The sequence below is a fragment of the Pseudoglutamicibacter albus genome, from assembly GCF_022346425.1.
Classification (GTDB): domain Bacteria; phylum Actinomycetota; class Actinomycetes; order Actinomycetales; family Micrococcaceae; genus Pseudoglutamicibacter; species Pseudoglutamicibacter albus.
The window spans coordinates 1-25,810 of sequence record NZ_JAKRCW010000003.1 but is presented as its reverse complement, the minus strand read 5'-3'; the positions used below and the strand labels follow the sequence as shown (position 1 = coordinate 25,810).

At 58.0% G+C, this 25,810-nt stretch carries 23 protein-coding genes; 19 read left to right on the top strand and 4 right to left on the bottom strand.

Translation table 11 applies throughout. The features are described from left to right. The first annotated feature begins 8 nt into the window (after positions 1-8). Positions 9-1,859, top strand: a complete 1,851-nt coding sequence (lepA, locus tag MHJ63_RS02710; protein ID WP_239446122.1) for a translation elongation factor 4 — start codon at positions 9-11, stop codon at positions 1,857-1,859. After that, entirely contained in the window at positions 1,859-3,112 is a 1,254-nt protein-coding gene (gene hemW / locus MHJ63_RS02705) for a radical SAM family heme chaperone HemW (RefSeq protein ID WP_239446121.1), read from the top strand. Before lepA ends, hemW begins: the two co-directional genes overlap by 1 nt. 9 nt (positions 3,113-3,121) lie before the next feature. Here hemW and MHJ63_RS02700 read toward each other — a convergent pair whose 3' ends face one another. Both MHJ63_RS02700 and MHJ63_RS02695 read right to left on the bottom strand, forming a co-directional pair. Further along, entirely contained in the window at positions 3,122-3,523 is a 402-nt protein-coding gene (locus MHJ63_RS02700; protein ID WP_035755211.1) for a DUF4870 domain-containing protein, read from the bottom strand. A gap of 187 nt (positions 3,524-3,710) precedes the next feature. Continuing rightward, positions 3,711-4,562, bottom strand: coding sequence for a DUF3097 family protein (locus MHJ63_RS02695; RefSeq protein ID WP_239446120.1), 852 nt, complete (start codon positions 4,560-4,562; stop codon positions 3,711-3,713). A 315-nt stretch (positions 4,563-4,877) separates the two neighbouring features. Here MHJ63_RS02695 and hrcA point away from each other — a divergent pair, with 315 nt between their 5' ends. The 11 genes from hrcA to MHJ63_RS02640 all read left to right on the top strand — a co-directional run bounded on the left by hrcA (position 4,878) and on the right by MHJ63_RS02640 (position 16,966). Then, positions 4,878-5,924, top strand: a complete 1,047-nt coding sequence (hrcA, locus tag MHJ63_RS02690; RefSeq protein WP_239446178.1) for a heat-inducible transcriptional repressor HrcA — start codon at positions 4,878-4,880, stop codon at positions 5,922-5,924. A gap of 90 nt (positions 5,925-6,014) precedes the next feature. Further along, a complete protein-coding gene (gene dnaJ, locus MHJ63_RS02685) occupies positions 6,015-7,142 on the top strand; it encodes a molecular chaperone DnaJ (protein WP_239446118.1) in 1,128 nt (375 codons plus the stop codon). A gap of 3 nt (positions 7,143-7,145) precedes the next feature. After that, positions 7,146-7,943 carry a 16S rRNA (uracil(1498)-N(3))-methyltransferase gene (locus MHJ63_RS02680; RefSeq protein ID WP_239446117.1) on the top strand — a complete coding sequence of 266 codons (798 nt, stop codon included), beginning with the start codon at positions 7,146-7,148 and terminating at the stop codon, positions 7,941-7,943. 98 nt (positions 7,944-8,041) lie between these two features. Continuing rightward, a complete protein-coding gene (locus MHJ63_RS02675) occupies positions 8,042-9,202 on the top strand; it encodes a PhoH family protein (protein WP_239446116.1) in 1,161 nt (386 codons plus the stop codon). Further along, a complete protein-coding gene (gene ybeY / locus MHJ63_RS02670) occupies positions 9,199-9,675 on the top strand; it encodes an rRNA maturation RNase YbeY (protein ID WP_239446115.1) in 477 nt (158 codons plus the stop codon). The genes MHJ63_RS02675 and ybeY overlap by 4 nt, the downstream gene beginning before the upstream one ends. A 3-nt stretch (positions 9,676-9,678) precedes the next feature. Further along, entirely contained in the window at positions 9,679-11,157 is a 1,479-nt protein-coding gene (locus MHJ63_RS02665; protein ID WP_070492152.1) for a hemolysin family protein, read from the top strand. Next, on the top strand, positions 11,157-12,086 hold the full coding sequence (gene era / locus MHJ63_RS02660; RefSeq protein WP_070506523.1) for a GTPase Era: 930 nt from the start codon (positions 11,157-11,159) through the stop codon (positions 12,084-12,086). Before MHJ63_RS02665 ends, era begins: the two co-directional genes overlap by 1 nt. Before the next feature lie 262 nt (positions 12,087-12,348). Next, positions 12,349-14,109 (top strand): 2-isopropylmalate synthase, encoded by a 1,761-nt coding sequence (gene leuA, locus MHJ63_RS02655; RefSeq protein WP_239446114.1) that lies wholly within the window; start codon positions 12,349-12,351, stop codon positions 14,107-14,109. 105 nt (positions 14,110-14,214) lie between these two features. Then, positions 14,215-14,979 carry a DNA repair protein RecO gene (gene recO / locus MHJ63_RS02650; RefSeq protein ID WP_239446113.1) on the top strand — a complete coding sequence of 255 codons (765 nt, stop codon included), beginning with the start codon at positions 14,215-14,217 and terminating at the stop codon, positions 14,977-14,979. 20 nt (positions 14,980-14,999) lie between these two features. Beyond that, positions 15,000-15,833 carry an isoprenyl transferase gene (locus tag MHJ63_RS02645; protein ID WP_338110366.1) on the top strand — a complete coding sequence of 278 codons (834 nt, stop codon included), beginning with the start codon at positions 15,000-15,002 and terminating at the stop codon, positions 15,831-15,833. Positions 15,834-15,892: 59 nt separating this feature from the next. Then, entirely contained in the window at positions 15,893-16,966 is a 1,074-nt protein-coding gene (locus MHJ63_RS02640) for a quinone-dependent dihydroorotate dehydrogenase (protein WP_239446112.1), read from the top strand. A 117-nt stretch (positions 16,967-17,083) separates the two neighbouring features. On the opposite strand, the gene MHJ63_RS02635 is transcribed toward MHJ63_RS02640, so the two are convergent. Continuing rightward, entirely contained in the window at positions 17,084-17,695 is a 612-nt protein-coding gene (locus MHJ63_RS02635; protein WP_239446111.1) for a DUF3043 domain-containing protein, read from the bottom strand. Positions 17,696-17,778: 83 nt separating this feature from the next. Between MHJ63_RS02635 and MHJ63_RS02630 the strand changes: the two genes are divergently transcribed. From MHJ63_RS02630 to MHJ63_RS02605, 6 genes are all read left to right on the top strand, one after another. Then, entirely contained in the window at positions 17,779-19,194 is a 1,416-nt protein-coding gene (locus tag MHJ63_RS02630; RefSeq protein ID WP_239446110.1) for a dipeptidase, read from the top strand. A gap of 123 nt (positions 19,195-19,317) precedes the next feature. After that, positions 19,318-19,668: an iron-sulfur cluster insertion protein ErpA gene (gene erpA / locus MHJ63_RS02625; RefSeq protein ID WP_035755232.1), complete on the top strand. Its 351-nt coding sequence runs from the start codon at positions 19,318-19,320 to the stop codon at positions 19,666-19,668. Between the two features lie 144 nt (positions 19,669-19,812). Further along, a complete protein-coding gene (gene ctaC, locus MHJ63_RS02620) occupies positions 19,813-20,712 on the top strand; it encodes an aa3-type cytochrome oxidase subunit II (RefSeq protein WP_070492135.1) in 900 nt (299 codons plus the stop codon). A 6-nt stretch (positions 20,713-20,718) separates the two neighbouring features. Then, the gene (gene ctaD, locus MHJ63_RS02615; RefSeq protein WP_035755233.1) at positions 20,719-22,440 is read left to right on the top strand and encodes an aa3-type cytochrome oxidase subunit I; all 1,722 of its coding nucleotides are present in this window, start codon (positions 20,719-20,721) and stop codon (positions 22,438-22,440) included. 7 nt (positions 22,441-22,447) lie between these two features. Next, positions 22,448-22,849, top strand: coding sequence for a cytochrome c oxidase subunit 4 (locus MHJ63_RS02610; protein WP_239446109.1), 402 nt, complete (start codon positions 22,448-22,450; stop codon positions 22,847-22,849). Positions 22,850-23,007: 158 nt separating this feature from the next. Next, a complete protein-coding gene (locus MHJ63_RS02605; protein ID WP_239446108.1) occupies positions 23,008-23,928 on the top strand; it encodes a GntR family transcriptional regulator in 921 nt (306 codons plus the stop codon). A 5-nt stretch (positions 23,929-23,933) separates the two neighbouring features. On the opposite strand, the gene MHJ63_RS02600 is transcribed toward MHJ63_RS02605, so the two are convergent. Continuing rightward, the gene (locus MHJ63_RS02600) at positions 23,934-25,550 is read right to left on the bottom strand and encodes an ABC-F family ATP-binding cassette domain-containing protein (protein WP_239446107.1); all 1,617 of its coding nucleotides are present in this window, start codon (positions 25,548-25,550) and stop codon (positions 23,934-23,936) included. Positions 25,551-25,810: the final 260 nt, after the last annotated feature.

Sequence of the window (25,810 nt, the reverse complement as noted above, 5' to 3'; positions counted from 1 at the left end):
CCCTCTCCGTGTCCCCTCAGGCCGTTACGCCGCAGGTCCCTTCGAAGACTCCTATGGACGTCATTCGGAATTTTTGCATCATCGCCCATATCGACCACGGTAAGTCGACGCTGGCTGACCGTATGTTGCAGGCGACTGGTGTTGTTGAACCTCGCGAAATGCGCGCCCAGTACCTGGACAACATGGATATTGAGCGTGAGCGCGGCATCACCATCAAGTCGCAGGCAGTGCGTATGCCGTGGGAACTGGATGGTAAGACATTCGCTCTGAACATGATCGACACGCCGGGTCACGTGGACTTCACGTATGAGGTTTCGCGTTCATTGGCCGCGTGCGAGGGCGCCATTCTTTTGGTTGATGCTGCCCAAGGCATCGAGGCGCAGACGCTAGCGAACCTGTATCTGGCGATGGAGCATGAGCTCACGATCATCCCAGTTCTGAACAAGATCGACCTTCCGAATGCCCAACCTGATTTCTTTGCTGTAGAGCTTGCGAACCTGATCGGTTGTGAACCGGATGATGTCTTGCGGGTTTCGGGTAAAACCGGTGAGGGTGTCGAGGCATTGTTGGAGAAGATCGTCCGCGATGTTCCGGCTCCTGAAGGCACGCTTGACGCGCCGGCCCGCGCCATGATTTTTGACTCTGTGTATGACGTCTACCGTGGCGTGGTCACCTACGTCCGTGTTGTCGATGGCCGGCTCAAGCCGCGCGAGAAGGTCAAGATGATGTCTTCTGGCGTGAGCTATGAGCTGTTGGAGATCGGTGTTTCTTCGCCAGGCCCTATTCCGACTGATGGCCTGGCAGCTGGTGAGGTGGGCTACCTCATCACGGGTGTTAAGGATGTCCGCCAGTCGAAGGTCGGTGACACGGTCACGAACTTCACGAACCCCGCATCCGAGCATTTGGCGGGCTATGACGAGCCTCAGCCGATGGTTTTCTCAGGATTGTTCCCGATCGATGGCTCGGATTTCCCGGTGTTGCGTGATGCGTTGGATAAGTTGCGTCTCAACGACGCCGCGCTCGTGTACGAACCGGAGACCTCCGCTGCGTTGGGCTTCGGTTTCCGCGTTGGTTTCCTCGGCCTGTTGCACCTTGAGATCATTCGCGAGCGACTTGAACGCGAGTTCAACCTTGACCTCATTTCCACAGCCCCCAACGTTGAGTACGACGTCGTGACTGAGGATGGCTCGCATGTTCACGTGACAAACCCGTCTGAGTTCCCGGATGGGAAGCTGAAATCGATCACCGAGCCGATGGTTTCAGCGACCGTGATTACCCCGGCTGAGTTCATCGGCGCGGTCATGGAGCTGTGTCAGAGCCGCCGCGGCAACATGATGGGCATGGACTATTTGTCCGAGGAACGCGTGGAGATGCGTTACCGCTTGCCGCTGGCTGAGATCGTGTTCGATTTCTTCGACCACCTCAAGTCCCGCACCCGCGGTTATGCGTCACTGAACTGGCAGGCTGATGGCGCGCAGGAAGCGGATCTGGTAAAGGTCGATATCCTGTTGCAGGGTGAGCGCGTGGACGCTTTCTCCGCGATCACCCACAAGGACAACGCGTACTCGTATGGCGTGATGATGACTTCTCGGTTGCGTGAGTTGATTCCTCGTCAGCAGTTCGAGGTACCGATCCAGGCAGCGATCGGTTCCCGCATTATTGCGCGTGAGAATATTCGCGCTATCCGTAAGGACGTTCTTGCCAAGTGTTACGGCGGTGACATTAGCCGTAAGCGCAAGCTGCTTGAGAAGCAGAAGGAAGGTAAGAAGCGCATGAAGATGGTGGGGCGCGTTGAGGTCCCGCAAGAGGCCTTCATTGCCGCGTTGTCCTCGGACGATAACGGGGGCAAGAAGAAGTAATGGCGCAGCTGCCGGAGGGGGATCCCGCCCCAGCCGATGGAGCTCTCACGCGCGAGTCGGTCGCGGATGCGCATGAGCGTTCTTTGAGCTTCTACGTCCATATCCCGTTTTGCGCGGTCCGTTGCGGCTACTGCGATTTCAATACCTATACGGCTACTGAGTTAGGTCATGGCGCAAGCCAAGACACGTACGCGCTCGCTGCGGCGCGTGAGGTGGATTTTTCTGCCGAGGTTTTACGTCGCGCTGGTGCTGTGCCTCGCGAGCTGTCAACGGTCTTTTTCGGCGGCGGCACTCCGACCTTGTTGCCAGCAGGGGACCTGGTCATGATCCTTGAGCGTGCGCGTTCACTGTATGGTGTCGCACCCGATGCGGAGGTCACCACGGAGGCGAACCCGGACTCGGTCACGCCTGAATCGCTCGCTGAACTGAGGGCCGGTGGTTTTACCCGGGTTTCGTTCGGGATGCAGTCGGCGGTGCCGCACGTTCTGTCTACCCTGGATCGAACTCACAGCCCGGAGCGTGTACCGCAGGCGGTGCAGTGGGCGCGCGATGCTGGCTTGGATGTATCTGTTGACTTGATCTATGGGACGCCGGGGGAGTCCATCGCTGATTGGCAGGCTTCCATGGATGCGGCTTTAGCGTTGGAGCCGGATCATGTTTCGGCGTATTCGCTCATTGTTGAGCCTGGCACCAAGCTGGCTGCACAGATGCGCCGTGGCGAGGTCCCGATGGTCGATGAGGACGATCACGCCGAGAAGTATGAGCTGGCTGATGCGGTACTCGCCGATGCTGGTTTCAGTTGGTATGAAGTCTCCAACTGGGCGCGCTCTGAGCAACATCAGGCTCGCCATAACGTTGCGTATTGGCGTAATCAGGATTGGTGGGGGATTGGGCCGGGCGCACATTCGCACATCGGGGGTATCCGTTGGTGGAATGTGAAGCATCCTTCGGCGTATCAGCAACGCATCGACGCGGGCGTCTCGCCGGCGTTGGCGCGGGAAGTTCCTTCGGCTGATGCTCGCCATCTTGAGAACATTATGCTCTCGATTCGCTTGGCCAGCGGGCTTCCTGTTTCGATGCTTTCGCTCAGTGAGCGCGGGCGCCTACCCGGGTTCGTGGCGCGCGGCTTAGGTCACATCGTTGATGGTGCTGGCAACGAAAAGCCCACACCCGAAGATGGTGATCGGTTTATCTTGACGTTGAAAGGGCGTTTGCTCGCTGACGGTCTAGTGCTCGAACTGATCGAGAATTAGCGGCGAGAATTAGAACAAGCGCATATTGAAGCGGTACAGGTAAGGGCGGCCTTTGTTGACTTCGATGCCGGCGACGATTCCGGAGAACGTCATATACAGCCACACCACAACAAGTGCTACGGAGAAGATCGAACCGATACCTGGAATGAATATCGCCAGTAGCATCAGGACGAACATCAAGGCTGTGAGCGGGAGCGTGAAGTTCACGGCTTCACGTGATTCTTGGGCGGTGAACGGCCCGCGATCCTTGAACAGGTAGTGGATGATCATCGCGGGAATGAACCCAGCGATCGCCCCGAAATGTGAGACTGTGGCCCAGCGCCTGTCCTCGCTCGGGGCAAGGGGCAGCGAGTCAGTCGACGTCTCTTTATCCCGAGGCTGCTGAGGGCGCCCAGGTGTCGGGTTCGTCACGCTTTGTTCCTCTCTAGAAAACAGTTGTCGACTATATTACTCATCAGCTACTACAGCCTCATCAGACTGTAGTAGTACATGGGCTACTACTTCTGGACAACACTCAGCTGTGTCGCTTTTCACGTTCGCTGACTGTGAAGTTGTCTGTCCTCAGTTCTTCTTGAACAGTCCTATCAGCCGGAACCTCTTAGTCCTCAACTGAGACGAAGTCGATCATGTGTTCAACTTTGCCCAGCAGCTCAGGCCGCAGGTCAGCGTAGCTGGAGACGGATTCGAGGATGCGGGAGAAACCTGCCCCCACGTCGGCATCAGTTTCAGCAGGCCACCCTAGATGCCGCAGCATTCCGCGTTTCCAGTCTTGGCCGCGGGGGATCTGCGGCCACGTTCTGAGCCCCACTTTCTCAGGTTTGACTGCTTCCCACACGTCCACGAATGGATGCCCGACGATCAGGACGTGTTCGCGGGCTCCCGGAACACGCATCGCTTCGGCGGCGATACGGGTTTCTTTTGAGCCTTCGACGAGGTGGTCCAGTAGTATCGCGAGTCTGCGCTGCTGCGTGGGGGCGAACTCTTCGACGAGGCTTGCGAGGTCATCGGCGCCGTGCATCGGTTCCACGACGATGCCTTCGACACGCAGATCGTGGCCCCACACTTTTTCAATGAGTGCGGCATCGTGGATGCCTTCGACCCAAATACGTGCCGCGCGGGCTGTCTTGGCCCGGGCACCTTCGACATACACCGAGCCAGATGCCGAGATTTTCGTGACCGGTTCAGCTTCCGCTATCGAGGCAGGCTCAACGATTTCGACGGGTTCACCGTCGATCCAGAACCCGAAACCGGCAGGGAACGAACGGCGAGCCCCACGCCCGTCTTCCAACTCGAGAACCCGGACGCCACCGGAGCGTTCGGTCCGGATCACCTCGCCAACGAAACCGCTTTGAACGTCTTCAAGCACGAGCCCTACCTGCGCTGCGACCTTGCGCGGTGCTTTGCGGGCAGATTGAGAGATCGAGCCGGGGCCCCATTGACTCCAATCCATAACTGGGCTCCTTTAGATACATTCCGAGGTGGGCGGCTCTGCCGGTTCTACTCTTTTACAGCCTACGACGCCCTAGCGCATCCGCAGGGGACCTTTGCCTGCACGGTGCGGCGGGGTGGCAACCCGATCCGGTAGGGCCCACAGCGGGACGGCAACCGATATAATTGGCACTCAGGCCATTAGAGTGCCAGAGTGGAACGTGAAGGGGTTTCCTGAAGAGTTGTAAGGTTCCTGAGGCTCTGGCAGGTAGTTGGCACGTAGTTTCCGGATGAGGCAGGAGGAGTTCAGGTGGTCCGCCCAGACAGCGATAAGCCGGTGAGCCGTGCAACCGCGCGCCGCTTGCATGTGCTGCGCGCAGTGGTTGACGATTACGTGAACTCACGCGAACCGGTCGGTTCTGCCGCACTCGTTGAACGGCATAACCTTGGAGTCTCGGCAGCCACGATTCGTAACGACATGGCGGTCTTGGAGGAGCAGGGACTCATCGAAGCACCCCATACCTCGGCCGGCCGTATCCCGACTGAGCAGGGCTACCGCTATTTCGTTGACCGTATCGAGGACATCAAGCCGCTTTCGGCGGCCGAACGTCGCGCGATCCACCAGCTACTTGAAGGCGCGGAGGAACTCGACGACGTTCTTGCGCGCACGGCACGCGCGCTGTCCGCATTGACCCAGCAGGTTGCGGTCATCCAGATCCCGAAGGTTTCTAACACGCGGATCCGGCACGTTGAGATCCTCACGATGGGGCCAGGCCAGGTTCTGGTCGTTGTGATCGCTAGCAACGGCGATGTGACCCAACGCATGGTGCCAGCACCGCACGAGGTCTCTGATGTGGACGTCGCTTTAGTGCGCGATCAGATTGCCGAGCACATCGTCGGGAAACCATTACACGCTGTAACCGGCGTGTTGACTTCGGTGTCTTCACCGCCACCTGGTGACCCAACTGGGTTCAACCTGCCGCGGCAGCTTCTGGACTTCGCCCACACCGTGGCCCGAGCGATCGCGTCCGCGTTGACAGCGCACCAGGTCGATAGGGTAGTGCTTTCTGGCACGGCGAATCTTGCCCGTTCGCAACAGGACTTCCGTAAAGATCTGACAGGTTTATTGGAAACCCTTGAAGAGCAAGTTGTCTTGTTGCGTCTGCTTTCAGAGATGGAAGCAGACGACGACCAGGTTGTGGTCCGTATCGGAAGCGAGAACACCCACGCGGAACTCACGGACACCTCAGTTGTGGCCAGCAGTTATGGAGCTAATGGTTCCGCGATGCTCGGGGTACTCGGCCCTACCCGGATGGACTATTCAGGTTCGATGGGCGCAGTACGAGCGATCGCGCGTTACCTCAGCCGCATCCTGTCCATCTAGAGGCACAAAGATTCATATACGACTCATTCAGCTAGCCCACTCAAACGACTAGACAACTAGACCAGCCAAGGAAAGCGACTTATTTACGTCATGGCTAACCACTACGAAACCCTGGGGGTATCCCAGGACGCTTCGGAAGAGGAAATCAAGCGCGCCTACCGCAAGCTTGCCCGTCAGCTCCACCCTGACTTGAACCCGGGTGAGGACACGCACGAGAAGTTCAAAGCGGTCACTCACGCTTATGAGGTGCTCTCTGATCCTGATAAGCGCCGCAATTACGATCGCACAGGCGATGAGAACGGCGCATCCGGTGGTTTCGGTGGCGGCGGATTCAGCGGATTCGGTGGCTTCGGGGATATTTTCGATGCGTTCTTCGGAGGCGGCGGTGGGGGTGGCCGCCCTCAACCAAAGTCACGGACTCAGCCGGGCCGTGACGGTCTAGTGCGGGTTCCGATCGATCTTGTCGATGCGGTTCAAGGTAAAGAGGTGACCATCACGGTTTCCACTGCTGTGGTGTGTTCGTTGTGCCACGGCTCCTGCACCGAAGGCAACACCGAGCCAGTCACGTGTGAAACATGCCACGGCTCCGGGCATATTCAGCGTCCGGTCCGCTCGATGCTCGGAGACGTCATGACTCTCTCCGAGTGCCCTGCATGTTCTGGTTTCGGTAGCCGTCTGGTCAAGCCGTGCCCCGAATGCAACGGTGAAGGTCGCGTTCGTGAGAAGACCGAGAAGACGATTAAGATCCCTGCGGGTGTCGACTCGGGTACGCGGATTCAGCTGCAAGGCGAGGGCGAGGCTGGTCCGGGTGGCGGCCCGAACGGTGACCTATACCTTGAGATCAGTGTCCGTAACCACGCGACCTTCGAGCGCGTCGGCAACGACCTTCACGCGGTCCTGTCGGTCCCGATGACTCAGGCGGCGCTCGGCACCGAGGTCACGCTAGAGACGTTCGATGGTGACCAAGAGCTTGATATTCAACCCGGGACCCAGTCGGGTGAGACATTGACCTTGGCTGGTTTGGGTGTGCCGTCTCTGCGTGGCGGGCGCCGTGGGGATCTGCGAGTCACGGTCAACGTTGAGACCCCTAAGAATCTTGATGAGCAGCAGCGTGATCTTCTCGAGCAACTTGCCCAAGCCCGAGACGAGCAGTTCACACGCGGCAAGCTCGCCCAACGTGGTTTCATGAGTCGTCTGCGCGAAAAGTTCCTGGGCTGACCGGTGTCGCTGAAGTCGTTCATGGATCCCGCGGCGGCCCATTGGCAGCCAGGCGGTACGTATCAACTATGCGCCTCTGAGGCTCATCACGTGCGTGTCATGCGGTTTGAACCGGGGGAGTCCGTCCAGGTTGTGGATGGTTGCGGCCGGGCAGCGATCGTGACGCTGACTCGCGTGGATCCTGCGGTCGTAAGCGTTCTTGTCGACGAGGTCCGCCAGGCAGGACCCGAGGTGAGGGTTGGCCTGATTCAGGCGCTTTCGAAAAACGATCGTGACTTACAGGCCGTTGAAACCTGTGTCGAAATTGGTGTAGCGGCCTTCATCCCTTGGCAGGCTGATCGCTCGATTGTCCGTTGGCGTGGGGAGCGTGCTCAGAAGGCACACCAGAAGTGGGTCGATACGGCTGTGCGTGCCACTAAGCAGTCACGCCGAGCTGATCAGCCAGCAATAGGTCCGATGGTCACCACTAAGCAGCTCGTCGATGCGGTTGCTCAGGCCAGCGAGCGCGGCGTGCTCGTTGCCGTGTGTCACGAGGAGGCCACACAGCATCTTGTCGATGTTCTGGCCACCAGGGCCAGCAGCTTTCCTCGTCAACATTCATCATCCACTCCGCCACCGGAATGGGATGTGGATGTGATGCTCGCGGTGGGTCCTGAAGGCGGAATCTCTCCAGCGGAAGTCGAGGCGCTCACTCATGCCGGCGCGGTTTTGGTTTCATTGGGGGGTAATATTCTGCGTGCTTCCACAGCGGGCGCGGTGGGCGCGGTGCTGACCCGCCATATTCTTGGCGATAAGACCTAGGTGATGTGTTCCTAGAGAACGCAGGCAGCGCGTCTTAGACTGAAGATAGATCCCGGTTGACCGGAATTCTGCCGAACTTCATATCTACCGAAGCGAGGATGAGCACGCACGTGCCCTTCACAGCAAAGAACAGCTCAGCCAAACCCTCTCATCATGGTGTTGCTGGGGACCCTGGCATCGCACACGCCCGCATCGATTTCGAATCCGATCAGGCAATGGTCGCCAGTCTTGGTCCGGCCGATACGCTTTTGCGGATTGTCAGCGGGGTGTGGCCAGAAGTCACGTTGGCTCCCCGCGGCGATTCACTCGAATTGAGTGGACCGCTCGCTGATGTTAAGGCTGTTCGGCGCGTCGTGGAGCAAGCTCGCGCCGCGGCGGCTGGTGGCAACGCCGTCACAGCCACGTTGGTTGAGCGCTGGATCATGGCAGAACGTCAGCTCGCGGCAGCCAACCCCGACCCTGCGGTGACTGGCGAGATTCTGCGCCACAGAGGCAAGAGCATCCGACCTAAGACGAATAATCAGGCGGCCTACGTCGAGGCGATGGACGCCCACACGATTACGTTTGGTGTGGGTCCAGCCGGTACAGGTAAAACGTATTTGGCGATGGCGCGGGCGGTTGCTGCCTTGCAGTCGGGCGAGGTTGACCGCATTATTCTGACCCGTCCCGCAGTCGAAGCCGGCGAGAACCTCGGCTTTCTGCCCGGCACGCTCTCTGACAAGATCGATCCGTACCTCAGGCCGCTCTATGACGCGTTGCATGACATGGTTGAGCACGAATCGATTCCGAGGTTGATCGCTGCCGGAACCATCGAGGTCGCTCCGTTGGCTTACATGCGTGGGCGCACGTTGAACAACGCGTTCGTGATCCTCGATGAAGCGCAGAACACGACCGCTGAGCAAATGAAGATGTTTCTGACTCGGCTTGGTTTCCGTTCGCACATGGTCGTCACCGGCGACATCACGCAGATCGACCTTCCGGGTGGCAAAACATCCGGGCTCGGGATTGTGTTGGACATCCTCGATGGGATCGATGACATCGCTATCTGTGAGCTTTCAGCCGAAGACGTTGTGCGCCACCGCCTCGTGGGCAAGATTGTGGATGCATATCAGCGTTGGGACGAAGACCACCAGCGTCTCAGCACCGGCAAGCTCAAGCGTGCACGAGAGCCTCGAAGCAGTGGTGCCGAGCGCCGTAAAGCACCAGCAGCACAGTCCGCATCCGCATCCTCATCCGCAGGAGACTCTGAGTCAGCATGAGCGTCGAGATCCATAACGAGACCGAACACGAGTGCGATCTCGAACAGCTCGGAACCCTGGCCACTTTCCTCATGGATGAGCTCTATATCCACCCGGATGCCGAGCTGGGCGTGACCCTCATCGATGACGAAGCGATGGAACAGCTGCACATCGATTGGCTGGATCTGGCCGATACAACCGATGTTATGAGCTTTCCCATGGACGAGTTGCGGCCAGGTACCGTTCAGCATCCGAGCCCACCGGGTGTCATGGGCGATATCGTAATCAGCCCGACCGTAGCAGCTAAACAAGCGGAAGCCCAAGGGCACTCGACCCAAGATGAGATCTGTCTGTTGCTGACCCACGGATTCCTGCATCTGCTCGGTTTCGATCACGATGAGCCTGATGCTAAAGCTGAAATGTTCGGTCTGCAGCGGGAATTGCTTGCGAAGTTTTTGAACCGCGAAGCACCTCAAGAAACTGAAACTAACTAACTCATGACTACCGTTGTCTTATTTCTCGCGGCCGGTGTTTTCTTCGCTCTGGCGTGGCTCTTGAGCACCGCGGAGGCCGCTTTCCTTGCGTTGTCCCGCCAAGCAGCTGAAGAGCTCACGGAACATCCACGCCGCAAACTTCTACCCAAGATCCTCGCGAAACCGACCCAACACACGTATGCGATCCGGTTCTGGAGAGTCTGGACCGAATCTTTGGCCGGCATCGCGTTGGCATGCGCGTTCTTCTTCGTGTTCGCACACCCGCTGGTGGCGGCTGGGCTTGCAGCATTAGTGACTGCGGTTCTGTCCATTCTTGTGGTTGGTTTCGCATCGCGTCAGTATGGGCAGCGCCATGCCGCAAAGACAGTACTTTATACGGCGTGGATCGTTCGGTTCTTGACCTGGCTGCTTGGCCCGGCTTCTTCGTGGCTGGTTGCGATGGCTACCCCTAAGGGTGCCCGCCCTGGCGCGACTTTCCTCACGGAGGAACATTTCCGTGACATGCTGGAGCGCGCATCGGAAACCCAACAGATCGATGATGCAGAAGCCGAACTGATTCACTCTGTTTTTGAACTCGATGACACGCTAGTCCGTAGCCTCATGGTTCCGCGCACAGACATGGTCACGATTTCGGCTGATTCCTCGGCAGAAGACGCGATCAGGCTGTTCATGCGTTCCGGTTGCTCCCGTGTTCCGGTGATCGGTGAAGACAGCGACGATGTTCGCGGCGTCGTTCACCTCAAAGACGTGATCGGGAACCTCTATTCGGATGAGCTGAATGCAACCAACGTGCTCGAGGTCGCTCGGCGTGCCCGTTTTGTACCTGATTCCAAGCACGTCAATGAGCTGTTGCAAGAGTTCCAGCGCGAATCCACGCACTTCGCGATTGTTGTGGATGAATACGGTGGCACCGCGGGGCTGATCACGCTTGAGGATCTTCTTGAAGAGCTCGTGGGCGAGATCGATGACGAATACGATTCGGATACACCTGACTACACGCAGCGCGAAGACGGAAGCTATGAGGTCGATGCCGGCTTCCAGATCGAACACCTAGGCGAACTTTTCGACCGCGAACTTCGCGATGAAGACGTCGATACGGTTGCCGGGTTGATGGGTAAGCTCATCGGCAAGGTCCCGATCGTCGGTTCCGTCGCTGAGATCGATGGGCTACGCATGGAGGTCAGAACCCTCGAGGGTCGCCGCAACCGTCCGGGCAAGATTATCGTCACGGAACTTGATCCACCTGTTGACAATGAAGCAGAAGATGATGGCGAAAGTGAATCTAATGCTGGCGCCACGACCATGCAACGCTATGAGCGGTTGCGAGGCGATCAATCGGGCGAGGACGGCACTCGCGCGGATGGCGCGGACGCTGGCTCAACAGATAGGCGCGTATCGGACCGTGACACACTAAGTGAAGAAGATGGGTCCGCTGGTAATGCTCAGCGGGCTTCGATGAGACGTGAAAGTGAGCAGGACTAATGCCTCCAGCACATGATTTCCGAGCTGGTTTCATTTCCCTTGTCGGGCGCCCTAACGCAGGGAAGTCCACTCTGACGAACGCTCTGGTGGGCCAAAAGATCGCGATCACCTCGAATAAGCCGCAAACAACCCGGCACACGATCCGTGGGGTTGTTCACCGCGAGAACTATCAGCTCATCTTGGTCGATACCCCTGGTATTCACCGCCCACGGACTTTGCTGGGGCATCGGCTCAATGACTTGGTTGAGAACACGTTGCGGGAAGTCGATGTCATAGGTTTCTGCACACCCGCAAATCAGGCGGTAGGGCCGGGGGACCGTTTCATCGTTGAACAGCTCGCCAAAGTTAAACGCACACCGGTGATCGCGATCGTCACCAAGACTGACACAGTGGATAAAGCCCGCGTGGCTAACCACCTTCTAGAAGTCCAGGCGATGGGGGATGAACTCTTGCCTGGCGGGTTTAGAGCGATCGTTCCGGTTTCTGCACTCAAGGGTGAACAACTGGCAACCCTCGAAGACGTTATGGCTGAACACATGCCTGTCTCGCCGCCGCTGTATCCCGATGGGGACGTGACTGATCAGCCTGAACTCAAACTCGTCTCCGAGTTCATCCGCGAAGCCGCACTCGAGGGTGTCCGGGAAGAGCTTCCGCATTCGCTCACGGTCACCATCGAAGAGATGGCGCCGCGTGAGGACCGCCCGGAAGACAATCCACTCACCGATATCTACGCAACCTTATATGTTGAGCGTGATTCGCAGAAGGCGATCGTGATCGGTAAGCGCGGTTCGCGGCTACGGGATGTTGGGCAGCGTGCCCGACGATCCATCGAGGCGATGCTCGGAACTAAGGTCTACCTCGATATCCGCGTCAAGGTCGCTAAAGATTGGCAGCGCAATGCTCGCCACCTCGACCGTTTCGGTTTCTAACGCTCGGCTGAGGCGTAAGTCCACAGTTGCGTCATGAATGCACAAGCGCCCCGGCCCGGGTGTTAGCTTTTAACCATGATCACGGTGCGCATGCTTCTTCTTGCTTGCCGCGACGAGATGCCACAGTTCTAAAGCCTTACTTACCCCCGCGCCAACGGCAGGTTGAAGGTAAACGTTTCGGCCGAGTCTCGTCGCGGAGTCTTTTGTTGCGGAGTTTTTCGCGCTCGGCCGTCGCACATTCGTCGTCTACAGGAGCTAAACCGTGAAGAATTTCCAGCAGCCGTCCGGCATGCCAGTACACAAGTACGTCCCTTTTCATGAACAGATCACCGTTGATCTGCCTGACCGTACGTGGCCGGATCAGAAGATCACGAAGGCGCCGCGCTGGTGCGCGGTTGATCTGCGTGACGGTAACCAAGCACTCGTTGACCCGATGGACACCGACCGCAAGCTGAAACTGTTTCAGCTGTTGGTTGAGATGGGTTTCAAGGAGATCGAGGTGGGGTTCCCGGCCGCGTCCCAAACCGATTTCGACTTCGTACGCCACCTCATCGATAACGATCTGATCCCCGAAGACGTCACGATCCAGGTTCTGACCCAGTCGCGTGAGCACGTCATCGAGCGCACGTTCGAAGCCCTCGACGGCGTACACCGTGCGATCGTGCACCTATATAACTCGACATCGATCTTGCAGCGCCGCGTGGTGTTCCGTCAAGACGAGGACGGCATCGTCGATATCGCGTTGACCGGTGCCCGTCTGTGCAAGAAATACGAAGAGCAGATGTCCGGTGATACGGAGATCGTCTACGAGTACTCGCCGGAGTCCTACACGGGCACCGAGCTGGAGTTCGCTCGCCGGATCGTCGATGAGGTCGTCGAGGAGTTCGGTGCAACCCCGCAGAATCCGATCATCGTCAATCTGCCTGCAACGGTAGAGATGGCGACCCCGAACGTGTATGCCGATTCGATCGAGTGGATGCACCGCAACCTCAAGAACCGTGAGTCCATCATCCTCTCGCTGCACCCGCACAATGACCGCGGAACCGGTGTTGCTGCCGCGGAGCTTGGCTACATGGCTGGTGCCGACCGCATCGAAGGTTGCTTGTTCGGCAACGGTGAGCGCACCGGTAACGTGGACCTGGTTGCGCTGGGTATGAACATGTTCAGCCAGGGTGTGGACCCTGAGATCGATTTCTCTGACATGGATAAGATCCGCCGCACCGTCGAATACGCTAACCAGATGCCGATCCCTGAGCGTGTCCCGTGGGGTGGCGATTTGGTCTTCACCGCGTTCTCTGGATCGCACCAGGACGCGATCAAGAAGGGCTTCGAGGCGATGGAGGCCGACGCCGCGGCAGCTGGCAAGACCGTGGACGATATGGTGTGGGCTGTCCCTTACCTGCCGATCGATCCACGCGATGTTGGCCGAACCTACGAGGCTGTGATCCGTGTGAATTCGCAGTCCGGCAAGGGCGGGGTCGCCTACCTGTTGAAGGCGGATTACGGTTTGAATCTGCCGCGCCGTCACCAGGTTGAGTTCTCCCAGGTGGTGCAGAAGCACACCGAAACCTCCGGCACCGAAGTCACCTCGGAGCAGTTGTGGCAGGTCTTCAACGACGAGTATCTGCCCGCCAAGCAGGACGATTCGCAGTGGGGTTATTTCCGTCTGCTCAATGTTGAGAGCACCCACGAACCAAACGATTCAGTCAAGCTCACCGCGACCATGAAGATCGACGGTGTCGAGCGTGTACGCAGCGCTTCCGGTAACGGTCCGATCGACGCGCTCGTGAACCTGTTGAACTCCGAGGGTGTTGACGTGCGTGTCTTGGATTACACCGAGCACGCCCTCGAGGCCGGCGGTGCGGCGCGAGCTGCCGCCTACATCGAGGCAGCAGTCGATGACCGCGTCTTGTGGGGCGTTGGCATCCACACCAACACGACGCTTGCTGGCTTGAACGCTGTGATCTCGGCAGTCAACCGTGCGATCCGTGACCGTCAAGCGGCAGGCACCGCTGCTTCCTAAACCCTCGCACCGATTCCGGTAGCAGGCATTGTTGTGGGTGGGGCGAGCGCATCAACGCACGCCCCACCCACGTCTGTCTACGGCATAGGTCTATAGGCTGTAAGCATGGCCCGTGGTTCAACTTTCTCTGCGCGTTCTTATAAGGACCGCGCTATCGTGTTGCGCCACTATAAGCTCGCTGAAGCGGACCGGATCGTGGTGTTGCTGACGCAATCGCACGGGCAGGTGCGGGCGGTCGCGAAGGGTGTACGCCGGACCTCGTCCCGGTTCGGTGCGGTTTTGGAGCCGGGCATGGTGATCGATGTGCAGCTTGTTCAAGGCAGGAACCTGGATACCGTAATCCAGGCGCAGATCGTGGAGCCGTATGGCGCTACGTTGAGTGCGGACTATGTCCTCTATAGTTGCGCCGCGGTCATGGTTGAAGTTGCTGAGAAGCTCACTCGTGATGACGCCGATTCCACGCATGTCCAGTTCACGTTGCTCTACGGTGCATTGAATGCTTTAGCCACGCGGCAGCAGCACCCTTTCGCTGTGCTTGATTCGTACGTTTTACGTTCTCTTGCGGTTGCCGGCTGGGCGGCCTCGTTCGCTGAATGTGTCCGATGCGGCGCGCCAGGTCCGCATCGTAGCCTCAACGTCCCGCTGGGTGGCGCTGTATGCCCCGACTGTCGGCCTGCGGGTTCCCGTAGCCCAACGCCGGAAGTTATGGATCTGTTGGATGCTTTGAACACGGGGGAGTGGGCGCGGGTTCAGCGCGCTGATCACGTGACGATGCGGCAGGCCGGTGAGATCGTGACACAATATGTGCAGTGGCACCTCGAACGCTCAGTTAGGTCGTTGAGTGTGCTTGATCGCGCGCAGGATGTTTGAATCGGAGGTTTGCGCTCATAGTGGCTGATGTTTCCGCTTCAGTTCCAGCACCAGGCCAAGGGGCTGTCCGCTTCATGCCGGACTATAAGAGGTCTTTGTTGCCTCACCATGTTGGCATCGTGATGGATGGCAATGGGCGATGGGCGAATCAGCGGGGCCTTCCCCGTACCGAAGGGCACCGGGCGGGGGAGCAGGCGCTACTCGATGTTGTCGCAGGAGCCATCGAGGCTGACATTAAGCATGTTTCGGTGTATGCGTTCTCCACGGAGAACTGGAAGCGTAGCCCGGACGAGGTCCGCTTCTTGATGGGTTTCTCACGCGATGTTTTGCGGCGCCAGCGTGACACGTTGAACGAGTGGGGTGTACGTGTTCGTTGGTCTGGTGAGCGTGGTCGGTTGTGGAAGTCAGTCATCTCTGAGTTGGAGACTGCCGAACAGATGACGCGGAATAACACCGTCATGGACCTGGTGATGTGCGTCAATTACGGCGGCCGTTCGGAGATCATGCGTGCCGTGCGCGAGATCGCCTCCGCTGTTGCCTCCGGTGCGCTGTCTGAGCGGGGTGTCACTGAGAAAGCGTTGAACGCACGGATGTATCAGCCGGATCTTCCTGATGTGGATCTGTTTTTGCGCACCTCGGGCGAGCACCGGATTTCGAATTTTCTTCTATGGCAGTCGGCGTATGCGGAACTGGTTTTCTTGGATACGTTGTGGCCGGATATGAGCCGTGAAGTGTTCTGGGACGCGTTGGGCCAGTATGTTTCGCGGGATCGCCGTTTCGGTGGCGCGGTGAATAAGCCGGTGTCGTTAGGTTCCCAGCCTGGTTCGTCCCCTGCTATAAACGGCGAGGTTTAGCCCATGCACTATGGGCACTGTATTGGTCTGGAACGTTGTACTGATCAGGAAGTTGCTTGATGCGTTTTTACCCTACGTTTTTTAAGCTTGCGTTTTCTCGCATGGATGCGGAGAAAGCTCACCACCTCGGTTTTTCGATGATCCGCTTGGTCGAAAAATGCGGCCTTGGCGCGGTTTTGCGTCGCTTGACGCGCCCGTCGACTCCCGTGCGGGCAATGGGCTTGACCTTCCCTTCAGCTTTCGGGCTAGCGGCCGGTTTCGATAAGCACGGCGAGGGAACCACTGCGCTGACTAACCTGGGGTTCGGCCACATCGAGGTGGGTACGGTCACAGGGCAGGCTCAGGATGGAAACCCTCAGCCTCGCTTGTTCCGTCTGGTTGAGGACAAGGCGATTATCAACCGGATGGGTTTCAATAACGAGGGTGCTGCAGCGATCGCTCCACGTTTGGCCCGCACGCGGGAGGTTTTGAACCGCCGCGCCGGTATCCGCCCGATCATCGGCGTGAACATCGGTAAAACCAAAGTGGTTGAGCTTGAGAACGCTGTTGATGATTACCGGCTTTCGGCCCGCACTCTGGCGCCGTACGCGGATTACATGGTCGTGAACGTTTCTTCGCCGAACACACCGGGCTTGCGGATGCTGCAGGATATTGAGGCGTTACGTCCGCTGCTAGCGGCCGTTCGCGAGGAAGCCGATGCGGCGGTTACCGACCGCCGTGTTCCGTTGGCGGTGAAGATCGCCCCGGATCTTGCTGATGAGGATGTCCGCGATGTTGCCCGTTTGGCTCAAGATGTGGGGCTCGATGCGGTGATTGCTACCAACACCACGATCAAGCGGGAGCCACTTTCAACACCGACGAATGAGGTCGTTGCCCTGGGTGCTGGCGGTTTGTCGGGCCAGCCTCTGCGAGAACGCTCGATCGAGGTGCTAGAGATACTGCGTGAGGCACTCCCAGAAGAGATCGCGATCATCTCCGTTGGCGGTGTCACTACCGGCGAGGACGTGATTGAACGCATCGAAGCAGGCGCTGATCTAGTCCAGGGCTATACCGCTTTCTTGTATGAAGGTCCGTTCTGGGTCCACCGCATCAACCGTGCACTCAAGAAAGCCTATAAACGCAAGGCTGCTTAGCGGCCAACGCCTCACTTACTGCACGGTAGCTTCCCTTAAACACGGTTCGGGACCCTGTCAGGGTCCCGAACCGTTGTGTATTGAGCATTAGACCGCGGTGCTAGCACCGGCGGATTATCACTCAGTGTATTCGCCGCGCTTATTCTGTGGTTTTGGTTGGCGCATCGGGCGGAACTGCAGCGCACGCATGAATGCGTACCACATCGTTCCCTTCTCGACCTCACCGAATTTCAACAACAAACGCTTCTTGAGCTGGCGGCTTGCCCAGATGCCATCCACAATCACGATGAACAGGTAGATCCACATGATGAAGACCATGTTCGCCTGCGCCTCGGGAGGCAGGATCGAGGACATTAGAAGCGAAGTGACCAGGAAGAGCACCACAACGATGAGCAGGGTCTCACCGATGGATGTTCGGGCGTCGATGAATTCACGGGCGTAGCGGCGCTGTGGCCCCTTGTCGCGGGCGAGCAGGTAGCGTTCATCCCCGGTACGCATCCCTTCACGGATACGCGCGGCCTCAGCGGCGCGGCGCTCACGCTGACGCTGCTTCGCAACAGCAGGGGAGCCACCTACCAAAGGGCGGCGGTTCTTTGCTTCCTGTTCACGGCGTGAAGGGGTGGGGCCCTTCTTAGCGCTAGGGGAGCGGCCCTTGTCTTCTTCCACTACAGGCTCGGGGGCATTCGTTTGAGCTTTGCCCGCCCGTTCATTCTTTTTACGACCAAACACGGCCCCAATCCTATCGGCCTTTGGCTCAATTACCGAACACGCGACGTGTTATTGGCCTTGGTGACCGTATTAGTGTTGGGTCTATGACTGAAACAAACGAACCCCTTTCCGTTGTCTCACCTGATGTGGTCGATCAGCTTCGTTCAGCAGTTGATGGCCAACGTGAACAGCTCATCAAAGAGCTGAGCGCACTCGTTGAGATCCCTTCGGTCGCGTGGGATGATCTTGACCCGCAGCCGGTGATCGATTCCGCGGAAGCGGTGGCTGAGCTGTTCCGCTCAGCTGGTCTCGAAGACGTCCGTGTTCTCTCCGCTGCTCGCCCTGATGGGGCGCAGGGCCGCCCGGCTATCATCGCGCGTCGCGAAGCAGCAGACGGTATGCCTACCGTGCTCATGTATGCCCACCACGACGTGCAGCCCACCGGGGACGTGGAGCTATGGAACACGGACCCGTGGAAAGCCACTGAGGTCAATGGGCGCCTGTATGGCCGCGGCACGGCCGACGATAAAGCAGGCATCATGGTCCACGTTGGAGCGCTACGCGCTATCGACCAGGTAGCTGCCGCGACCGGGCTTGGCTTGACGTATTTCATCGAAGGTGAAGAGGAAGTCGGTTCGCCATCGTTCGCTAACTTCCTGCAAGAGAATCGCGATGCGCTGGCAGCTGAGGTCATCATCGTTGCTGATTCGAGCAACTGGAAGGTCGGCCAGCCTGCCTTGACCACGTCGCTACGTGGCCTCACGGCAGGAGAGTTCGAGGTTCGGGCACTTGAGCACGCTGTTCACTCAGGTGTCTTTGGGGGCCCCGTTCTGGACGCCCCGACGATCGCGGCACGCTTGGTCGCAACCCTCCACGACGAGAACGGTGACGTGGCAGTTGAGGGGCTGGCCGTCGCCTCGACTGCCGAGATCGACTATGACGAGGCTGATTTCCGAGCCGATGCCAACGTAGTTGAGGGCTTACGTTTGGCAGGCACCGGTTCGATCGCGGATCGTTTGTGGCGCAAGCCAGCCATTTCGCTCATCGGTATGGACATCACCAACGTGTCGCTGTCCTCCAACACGATCATCCCGATGGTGCGGGGCAAAGTTTCAGTGCGTCTAGCACCGGGCCAGGACCCGGCGTTGGCGGCGAAAGCTATGGAAGAGCACTTTGCCAACCAAGACATCTTCGGTGCCGAGATTAGCTATAAGACCACGGAGGTTGGCCCGTCCTTCGCGACCGATACCTCCTCGCCGGCTGCTCAGGCGAAGATGTGGGCCCTTGAGCAAGCATGGAACGTCAAGCCAGTGGAAATGGGGCTTGGAGGCTCGATCCCATTCATCGGCGACCTCCAGGCGGTCTTCCCAGACGCCGAGATTCTCGTCACCGGTATTGAAGACCCGGATACCCGAGCACATTCGGCCAACGAATCGCTACATATTGAAGACTTCTTCAAGGCAACACTTTCGGAAGCTCTATTGCTTACGCATCTGGCCACTGAAGCGGCCAACAGCTAAGGTCCTGGGACTACACTAGAGACAAAACAAGGTTTTCGATGGCAATAGAAATATCGCCTTCGATGACCGCAACAAGGCACACAGCATGCTGGATATCCGGCGTGCTGGGTATGGAGGTTTCTCATGACAACAGCTGCAGAGACTGCAAGCCATGAAGTCACTTTGACTGATGGTGCTGCCACTAAGGTTCGTGAACTGCTTCAGCAGGAAGGCCGCGATGATCTTCGACTACGGGTCGCTGTACAACCCGGTGGTTGTTCGGGTCTGATCTACCAGCTGTACTTCGACGAGCGTGTCCTCGACGGCGACGCCATCCGTGATTTCGATGGTGTCGAGCTGATCGTGGATCAGATGTCGGCTCCGTATCTTGCGGGATCGACCGTAGATTTCGAGGATTCCATCGAGAAGGTCGGCTTCACGATTGATAACCCGAACGCTGCGGGTTCATGCGCCTGCGGCGACTCGTTCCACTGACCAACATTAAGTGCATTCGGCGCGCCAACTGTGCGTCAGAGCGCAAAGAACGGTACTCTCTAAGGAGAGTAGGTGTGCCAGTTTCTCCACCGGCCGCCGCTTACCATCACGTCATCCGCATACACTCAAGAGGAAGGGCCGTCTGTGAGTTCGCAAGTTCGGACCAGCGGTCGCGTCAAGACCAAGGTCTTCGGCGGGATCCTTGCCGTTGGGGCACTAGCCCTCGCGGGATGCACCCCCGTGTCCAAGAATGGCTTCCTGCCCCTGGAAGATCTGGACACGACCAACCACACTCGCTCACTCGCGGAGCTGTGGAATCACTCCTGGATCGCCTCGTTGGTAATCGGTTTGATTACCTGGGGCTTGGCTCTGTGGTGCATCGTTGCCTACCGCCGCCGCAAGGGCGATACCGGTTATCCAAAGCAGCTGAGCTACTCGCTGCCACTCGAGGTCTTCTACACGGCGGTCCCGATCGCCATTATCATGACCTTCTTTACTTTTACCCACCGCACGCAGCAGAAGGTTGACACCCCAGTTGACTCTCCGCTGACCGTTAACGTCTACGGCAAGCAGTGGGCTTGGGACTTCAACTACGACTACGAAGGCGATCAGCGCTACGAGGTTACGACCCAGGTGCACGAGCCGGGCAAGGTCGTTGACGAGTCCAAGCTCCCGACGCTCTACCTCCCAGTTAACGTTCCGGTTCACTTCAAGTTGAACTCGCGTGACGTGATCCACTCGTTCTGGATTCCTGCATTCCTTCAGAAGATGGACATGATCCCAGGTAAGCAGAACCACATGTGGCTCACCCCGCAGAAGGAAGGCACCTACGCAGGTAAGTGTGCTGAGCTTTGCGGTGAATACCACTCCGAGATGATCTTCCAGGTCAAGGTTGTCTCCGAGGAAGAATTCAAGAACCAGCTCGCGAAGATGGAGAAGGGTAGCTTGAAGGAGGAGTACAACCGTCTTGAGGTTACTCCGACTAACGATCCTTCCTACCATCGTCTGACTGGCGAAGAAGAGCCAAGCCGAGAAGGGAAGTGATGACTCGTGGCAACTTTTGAATACTCGTCCAACGAGTCTCGCACCGTAAGTCAGCCGGTGGTGCCTAAGTCCAAGGGCCGCATCATCGTCGACTGGATTACGACGACTGACCACAAGAAGATCGGTTACCTTTACCTGATCTCCGCGTTTATTTTCTTCTGCATCGCCGGTGTCATGGCGTTGCTGATCCGTGCAGAGCTCTTCGAGCCAGGTATGCAGATCCTGCACACCAAGGAGCAGTACAACCAGCTGTTCACGATGCACGGTACCTTGATGCTGCTGATGTTTGGTACGCCGCTGTTCGCTGGCTTCGCCAACGTCCTCATGCCAGTACAGATTGGTGCACCGGATGTGGCCTTCCCACGTCTGAACGCGCTGGCTTTCTGGTTCTTCCTGTTCGGCTCGCTCATCGCGATGTCTGGCTACATCACCCCTCAGGGTGCAGCATCCTTCGGTTGGTTCGGTTACGCCCCACTTGCTTCCTCGACCTTCAGCCCTGGTTTGGGCGCTGACCTCTGGGTCTTCGGTCTGGCACTTCAGGGTTTCGGTACCATCTTCGGTGCGGTGAACTTCATCACCACGATCATCACCTTGCGTGCACCGGGTATGACCATGTGGCGTATGTCCATCTTCTCCTGGAACACGCTGATTACCTCGATGCTGATCCTCATGGCGTTCCCACCGTTCGCAGCAGCACTGTTCGCCCTCGGCGCTGACCGCCGCTTGGGTGCCCAGATCTTCGATGCCTCCAATGGTGGCCCGGTTCTCTGGCAGCACCTGTTCTGGTTCTTCGGTCACCCAGAGGTCTACATTCTCGCGCTGCCGTTCTTCGGTGTTGTGTCTGAGATCTTCCCGGTCTTCTCCCGTAAGCCGATCTTCGGTTACAAGGGCCTCGTCTTTGCAACCATCGCGATTGCTGCCCTCTCGGTTGCGGTCTGGGCGCACCACATGTACGTGACTGGCTCCGTCATGCTTCCGTTCTTCGGTTTCATGACCATGCTGATCGCGGTACCAACCGGTGTGAAGTTCTTCAACTGGCTCGGCACTCTATGGCGAGGATCCATCACGTTTGAGACTCCAATGATCTGGAGCCTCGGCTTCCTCACGACCTTCCTCTTCGGTGGTCTGACCGGTATTACGTTGTCTTCGGCACCGCTGGACTTCCACGTTTCCGATACCTACTTCGTTGTGGCTCACTTCCACTACGTGATCTTCGGTACCGTCGTGTTCGCGATGTTCGCAGGCTTCTACTTCTGGTGGCCAAAGTGGACCGGCAAGATGCTCAACGAGCGCCTCGGCAAGATCCACTTCTGGCTCGTGTTCATCGGTTTCCACCTGACCTTCCTGGTTCAGCACTGGCTCGGCGTCATGGGTATGCCACGTCGCTACGCTGACTACCTGCATTCCGATGGCTTCACCGCCATGAACCAGGTATCCACGGTTGGCTCCATGATCCTCGCGATCTCGATGATTCCGTTCTTCTTGAACGTATTCATCACCCACCGCAACGGCCGCCGCGTACAGGTTGATGACCCGTGGGGCTTTGGCGCCTCGCTCGAGTGGGCAACGCCTTGCCCACTGCCACGTCACAACTTCTACTCGCTGCCACGTATCCGTTCCGAGCGTCCGGCACTGGACCTGCACCACCCAGAACTCGCTTCGGGTCGTGTAACGCCAACTGGCCCAGTGGCATCGGTCTTCGGTCCGGCTGACCAGGGAGATAAGTGATTAAGTTATGAAAACTAGTGGTTACTTTTTCTTAGCTGGTGTTCTGTTCTTCATTCCGATTGGAATCGTTTACGGTTTCATGACGAGCTTCGAGGAATGGGTAGGTTTCCCAGCACTGGTATTGCTTGGTCTGATGACCGGCATGATCGGCTACTACTTCAACAAGCATGCTAAGCTGTCCGACAACCTGCCGGAGGATGACACTGAGGGTGAGATCGCTGAGCGCGCTGGCATCTACGGTCAGTTCACTCCGTGGTCCTGGTGGCCGCTGATGCTCGGTGTTGGTGTAGCTATCGGCTTCGCAGGCCTGGCCATCGGCTGGTGGGTCTTCTACCTCGGCCTAGGTGCTGTAGCAGTCGGCGTCCTCGGTTGGGCGTTCGAACTCAACCGAGGCTCCTACCGCCACTAAATTCCAGCTGACATAGTTTGAAGGGGCTTCCGCACCGTGGTGCGGAAGCCCCTTCAAACATTTAACGATCGAAAGTATCCTGTTGCCGATATAGTTGAAACGTAAGCCCTCGTCGTTTCTCATCTTCACGTGTCAGACCTTCCGCGGCAGGACGTTCCATGAAGAATCCGTCAGTTACCACCGAGAGCACTCACGACAATCCGGCAACGCAAGAACCACCGCCAACACAGGAACTACCGGCATCCTCAAAACCGTTGGCAACTCCCACAGAGCAGGCCGTCACCAACACGGATCTCATCCTGCAAGCACTCGTAGACGCTTGGAAACATCACCCGATGGGAGCGCAAGGGCCAGCCTCCCGGGGGCAACGCAGCAGGGAATCCTATAAACGTTCAGACGGCCTCACAGAGGCTTTGCGTGGCGTTCTGCTGCAGATACCGCCAGGAACGCGTTTACCGGGGGAGAGGCCCCTAGCTGAGGCTTTAGAGGTATCCCGCACGACGCTGAGGAATGCTGTCGAATCACTAGCCAGGGAAGGTTATGTTCGTGTTCAGCCGGGCAGGGGGACACGTTCAGCCCGGCCAACCTCCACGCCGCCCACGTATGGGCTACGCACCTTCGCTGAGGAGATGCGTTTACGGCACCGCACGCCGAGCGTTCGCTTGATCCGTCACGAGGTTGTGAAGGCCACGAATCTGCTAGCGCGGGAACTTCGTCTTGAGCGGGGTGAGGAGATCCTGTACCTGCAGCGGCTGCACAGCGCCGATAGCGCACCTGTCGCGGTTGAAGAGATGTACGTTGCGTTGCGGCGCACTCCGGGCCTCTTAGAAGGGCCTCCCAGCGCTCGGATAGAGAAGCATCTGGATGAGCGGTGCGGCGTGTCGTTGAATCGTTCACTCGAACAGATCGAGGCTGTCACAGCCACATTGATGCAGGAGCGAATGTTGAATCTGAGTTCCGGTGCAGCGCTTCTACAAGTTGTGCGGCACCAGTTCGCCGGAGATGAGGTAGTGGTCTTTAGCGGTACGTTCTATAGGCCTGAGGCTTTCCCGATCAGGCTTGATCTCAGGCGCCAGTAGAGCTTTTACCTGCATGACTGCTGGTGGAGATGGCGGCCCTGCCAATGCTCTATCAGCCACCGATCGTGGCTCGCTATGATCAGTGTTCCCGGCCAGTCGCGTAAGGCTCGTTCCAACGACTCGATGGTGTCGAGATCCAGATAGTTGGTTGGCTCATCCACGATCAGTGTTGACGGGTGGGCTGATATGCCAACAGCTATTTGCGCTCTGCGTTGGTTTCCGTCCGATAGCTCCGGGATTGGTGTAGACCACATTGCTGGGTGGATGACGCCCTTACCGAGCTGACCCACACCGTTGTGCCAAATACCAACGGTGAATCCGGGGTCGTTTTCCATTGGAAGTCGTTGCGGAACCATGGTCACAGGCTCCTCGCGGGTTATGATCCCTGACGAGATGACGCCCTGTGGCGGCTGAGCGGTGGCGATCCACTGCAGCAGTGTCGACTTCCCGGCGCCGTTATCGCCAGTAACAAGTAGATGTTCACCGGCAGCTAGGTCGAGGTCGCACGGTGCCAGCCGGTGCTCGACAGCAGCGTGCCGAATGCTGAGAGCTAGGCCTTCGTATGGCTCTGGAGTTGGGATGCTGAGTTCGAGTTGATAGTCGCGCGGCTTACGGACTTCCCGCTCTTCTAGTCGTTCTAGCTTGACGTCATCGTTGCGTGTGCGTTTGACGGATGTCGCGGCTGCGCGGTCGGCGAAGAACTTCTTTGCCTTACCCGTCGCGGTCTTGAGGCGTACCCCGCCGCGCGCGATCGTCATGCTCTCGTTGCGGTGCTCGCGTATCTGATGTTTATGCGCTTGTTGCTCGGCATGAATCTGACGATGTGATTGCCGTGCTTTTTCTTTCGCGTCGAGATACTGCGAGTAGTTGCCAGCATTACGGAACAGCCCGCCAGTAAGTTCGTGGCCTTCGGCTCTAGCGACCTCTTGCCAAACCGTGATGTCCATGTCGTAGATGACAGTCGCAACGTTCTCAATGAACAGACGGTCGTGACTGCTTACAAGCACAGGGCCGGGCCACTTGGTGACCATCGCGGTGAGGAAGTCGATCGCTTCACGGTCCAGGTGGTTTGTCGGTTCATCGAGTATCAGCACGTCTGGTTGTAGCGTGAGCAGCGCAGCTAAGTGAAGGCGTGCACGCTGGCCAGGGGAGAGACTCGTGAGCAGACGCTCCGAAGAACCAGAAAGCGCCCCTAGACCTAGGGCTTCAAGTGTTTCATCTAGGCGTGCTTCGAGTGACCAGACATCGTGTGCGGACATCGCTGCCAAAAGCTGGTCATATTCGCGCTCGGCGCCGGTGTCGCCAGTAGCTAGCGATGCAGTGGTTTCTTCGAAGCGTCGAGACAGTTCATGCAACGGTGCCAACGCGGTCGCAAAATACTCCGCTACAGTACCGTTGAAGCGTTCCGGTTCTGGAATCGGTGCGCCAACAACCCGGGAGGTGATACGACCGCTGTCTGGTTTAAGTAGCCCCGAGGCGACGTTCAAGAGCGTGGTTTTGCCACAGCCATTGGGTCCCACAAGGAAGGCTCGCTCACCATCACCAACGTTGAGTGACACCTCATCTAGTACCTGGTGTGAACCGTATGCGAAAGAAATATGGTCGAGCTTGATGGAAGGCATAGTGATCTCCTGAGCATTGCTGGGCTCTAGCAACACAATGGGCACCTATAGCGTGCCGACTGCTGCCGTTAGAAGCGGGGGGAGATCACTTGTTCATGGTTATGAATTATACACACCCGTTGGGCGGGAGTCTTGGCTACGGCGTACCTTACATATATTGATCGCGTAGCTACAGTCGTGCCTCACATACTTTGAGCGCGTACTCCTACGCTGAACAAGTATGAACAAGGGTGTGGTCTCAATGTCGACACGTATCGAAG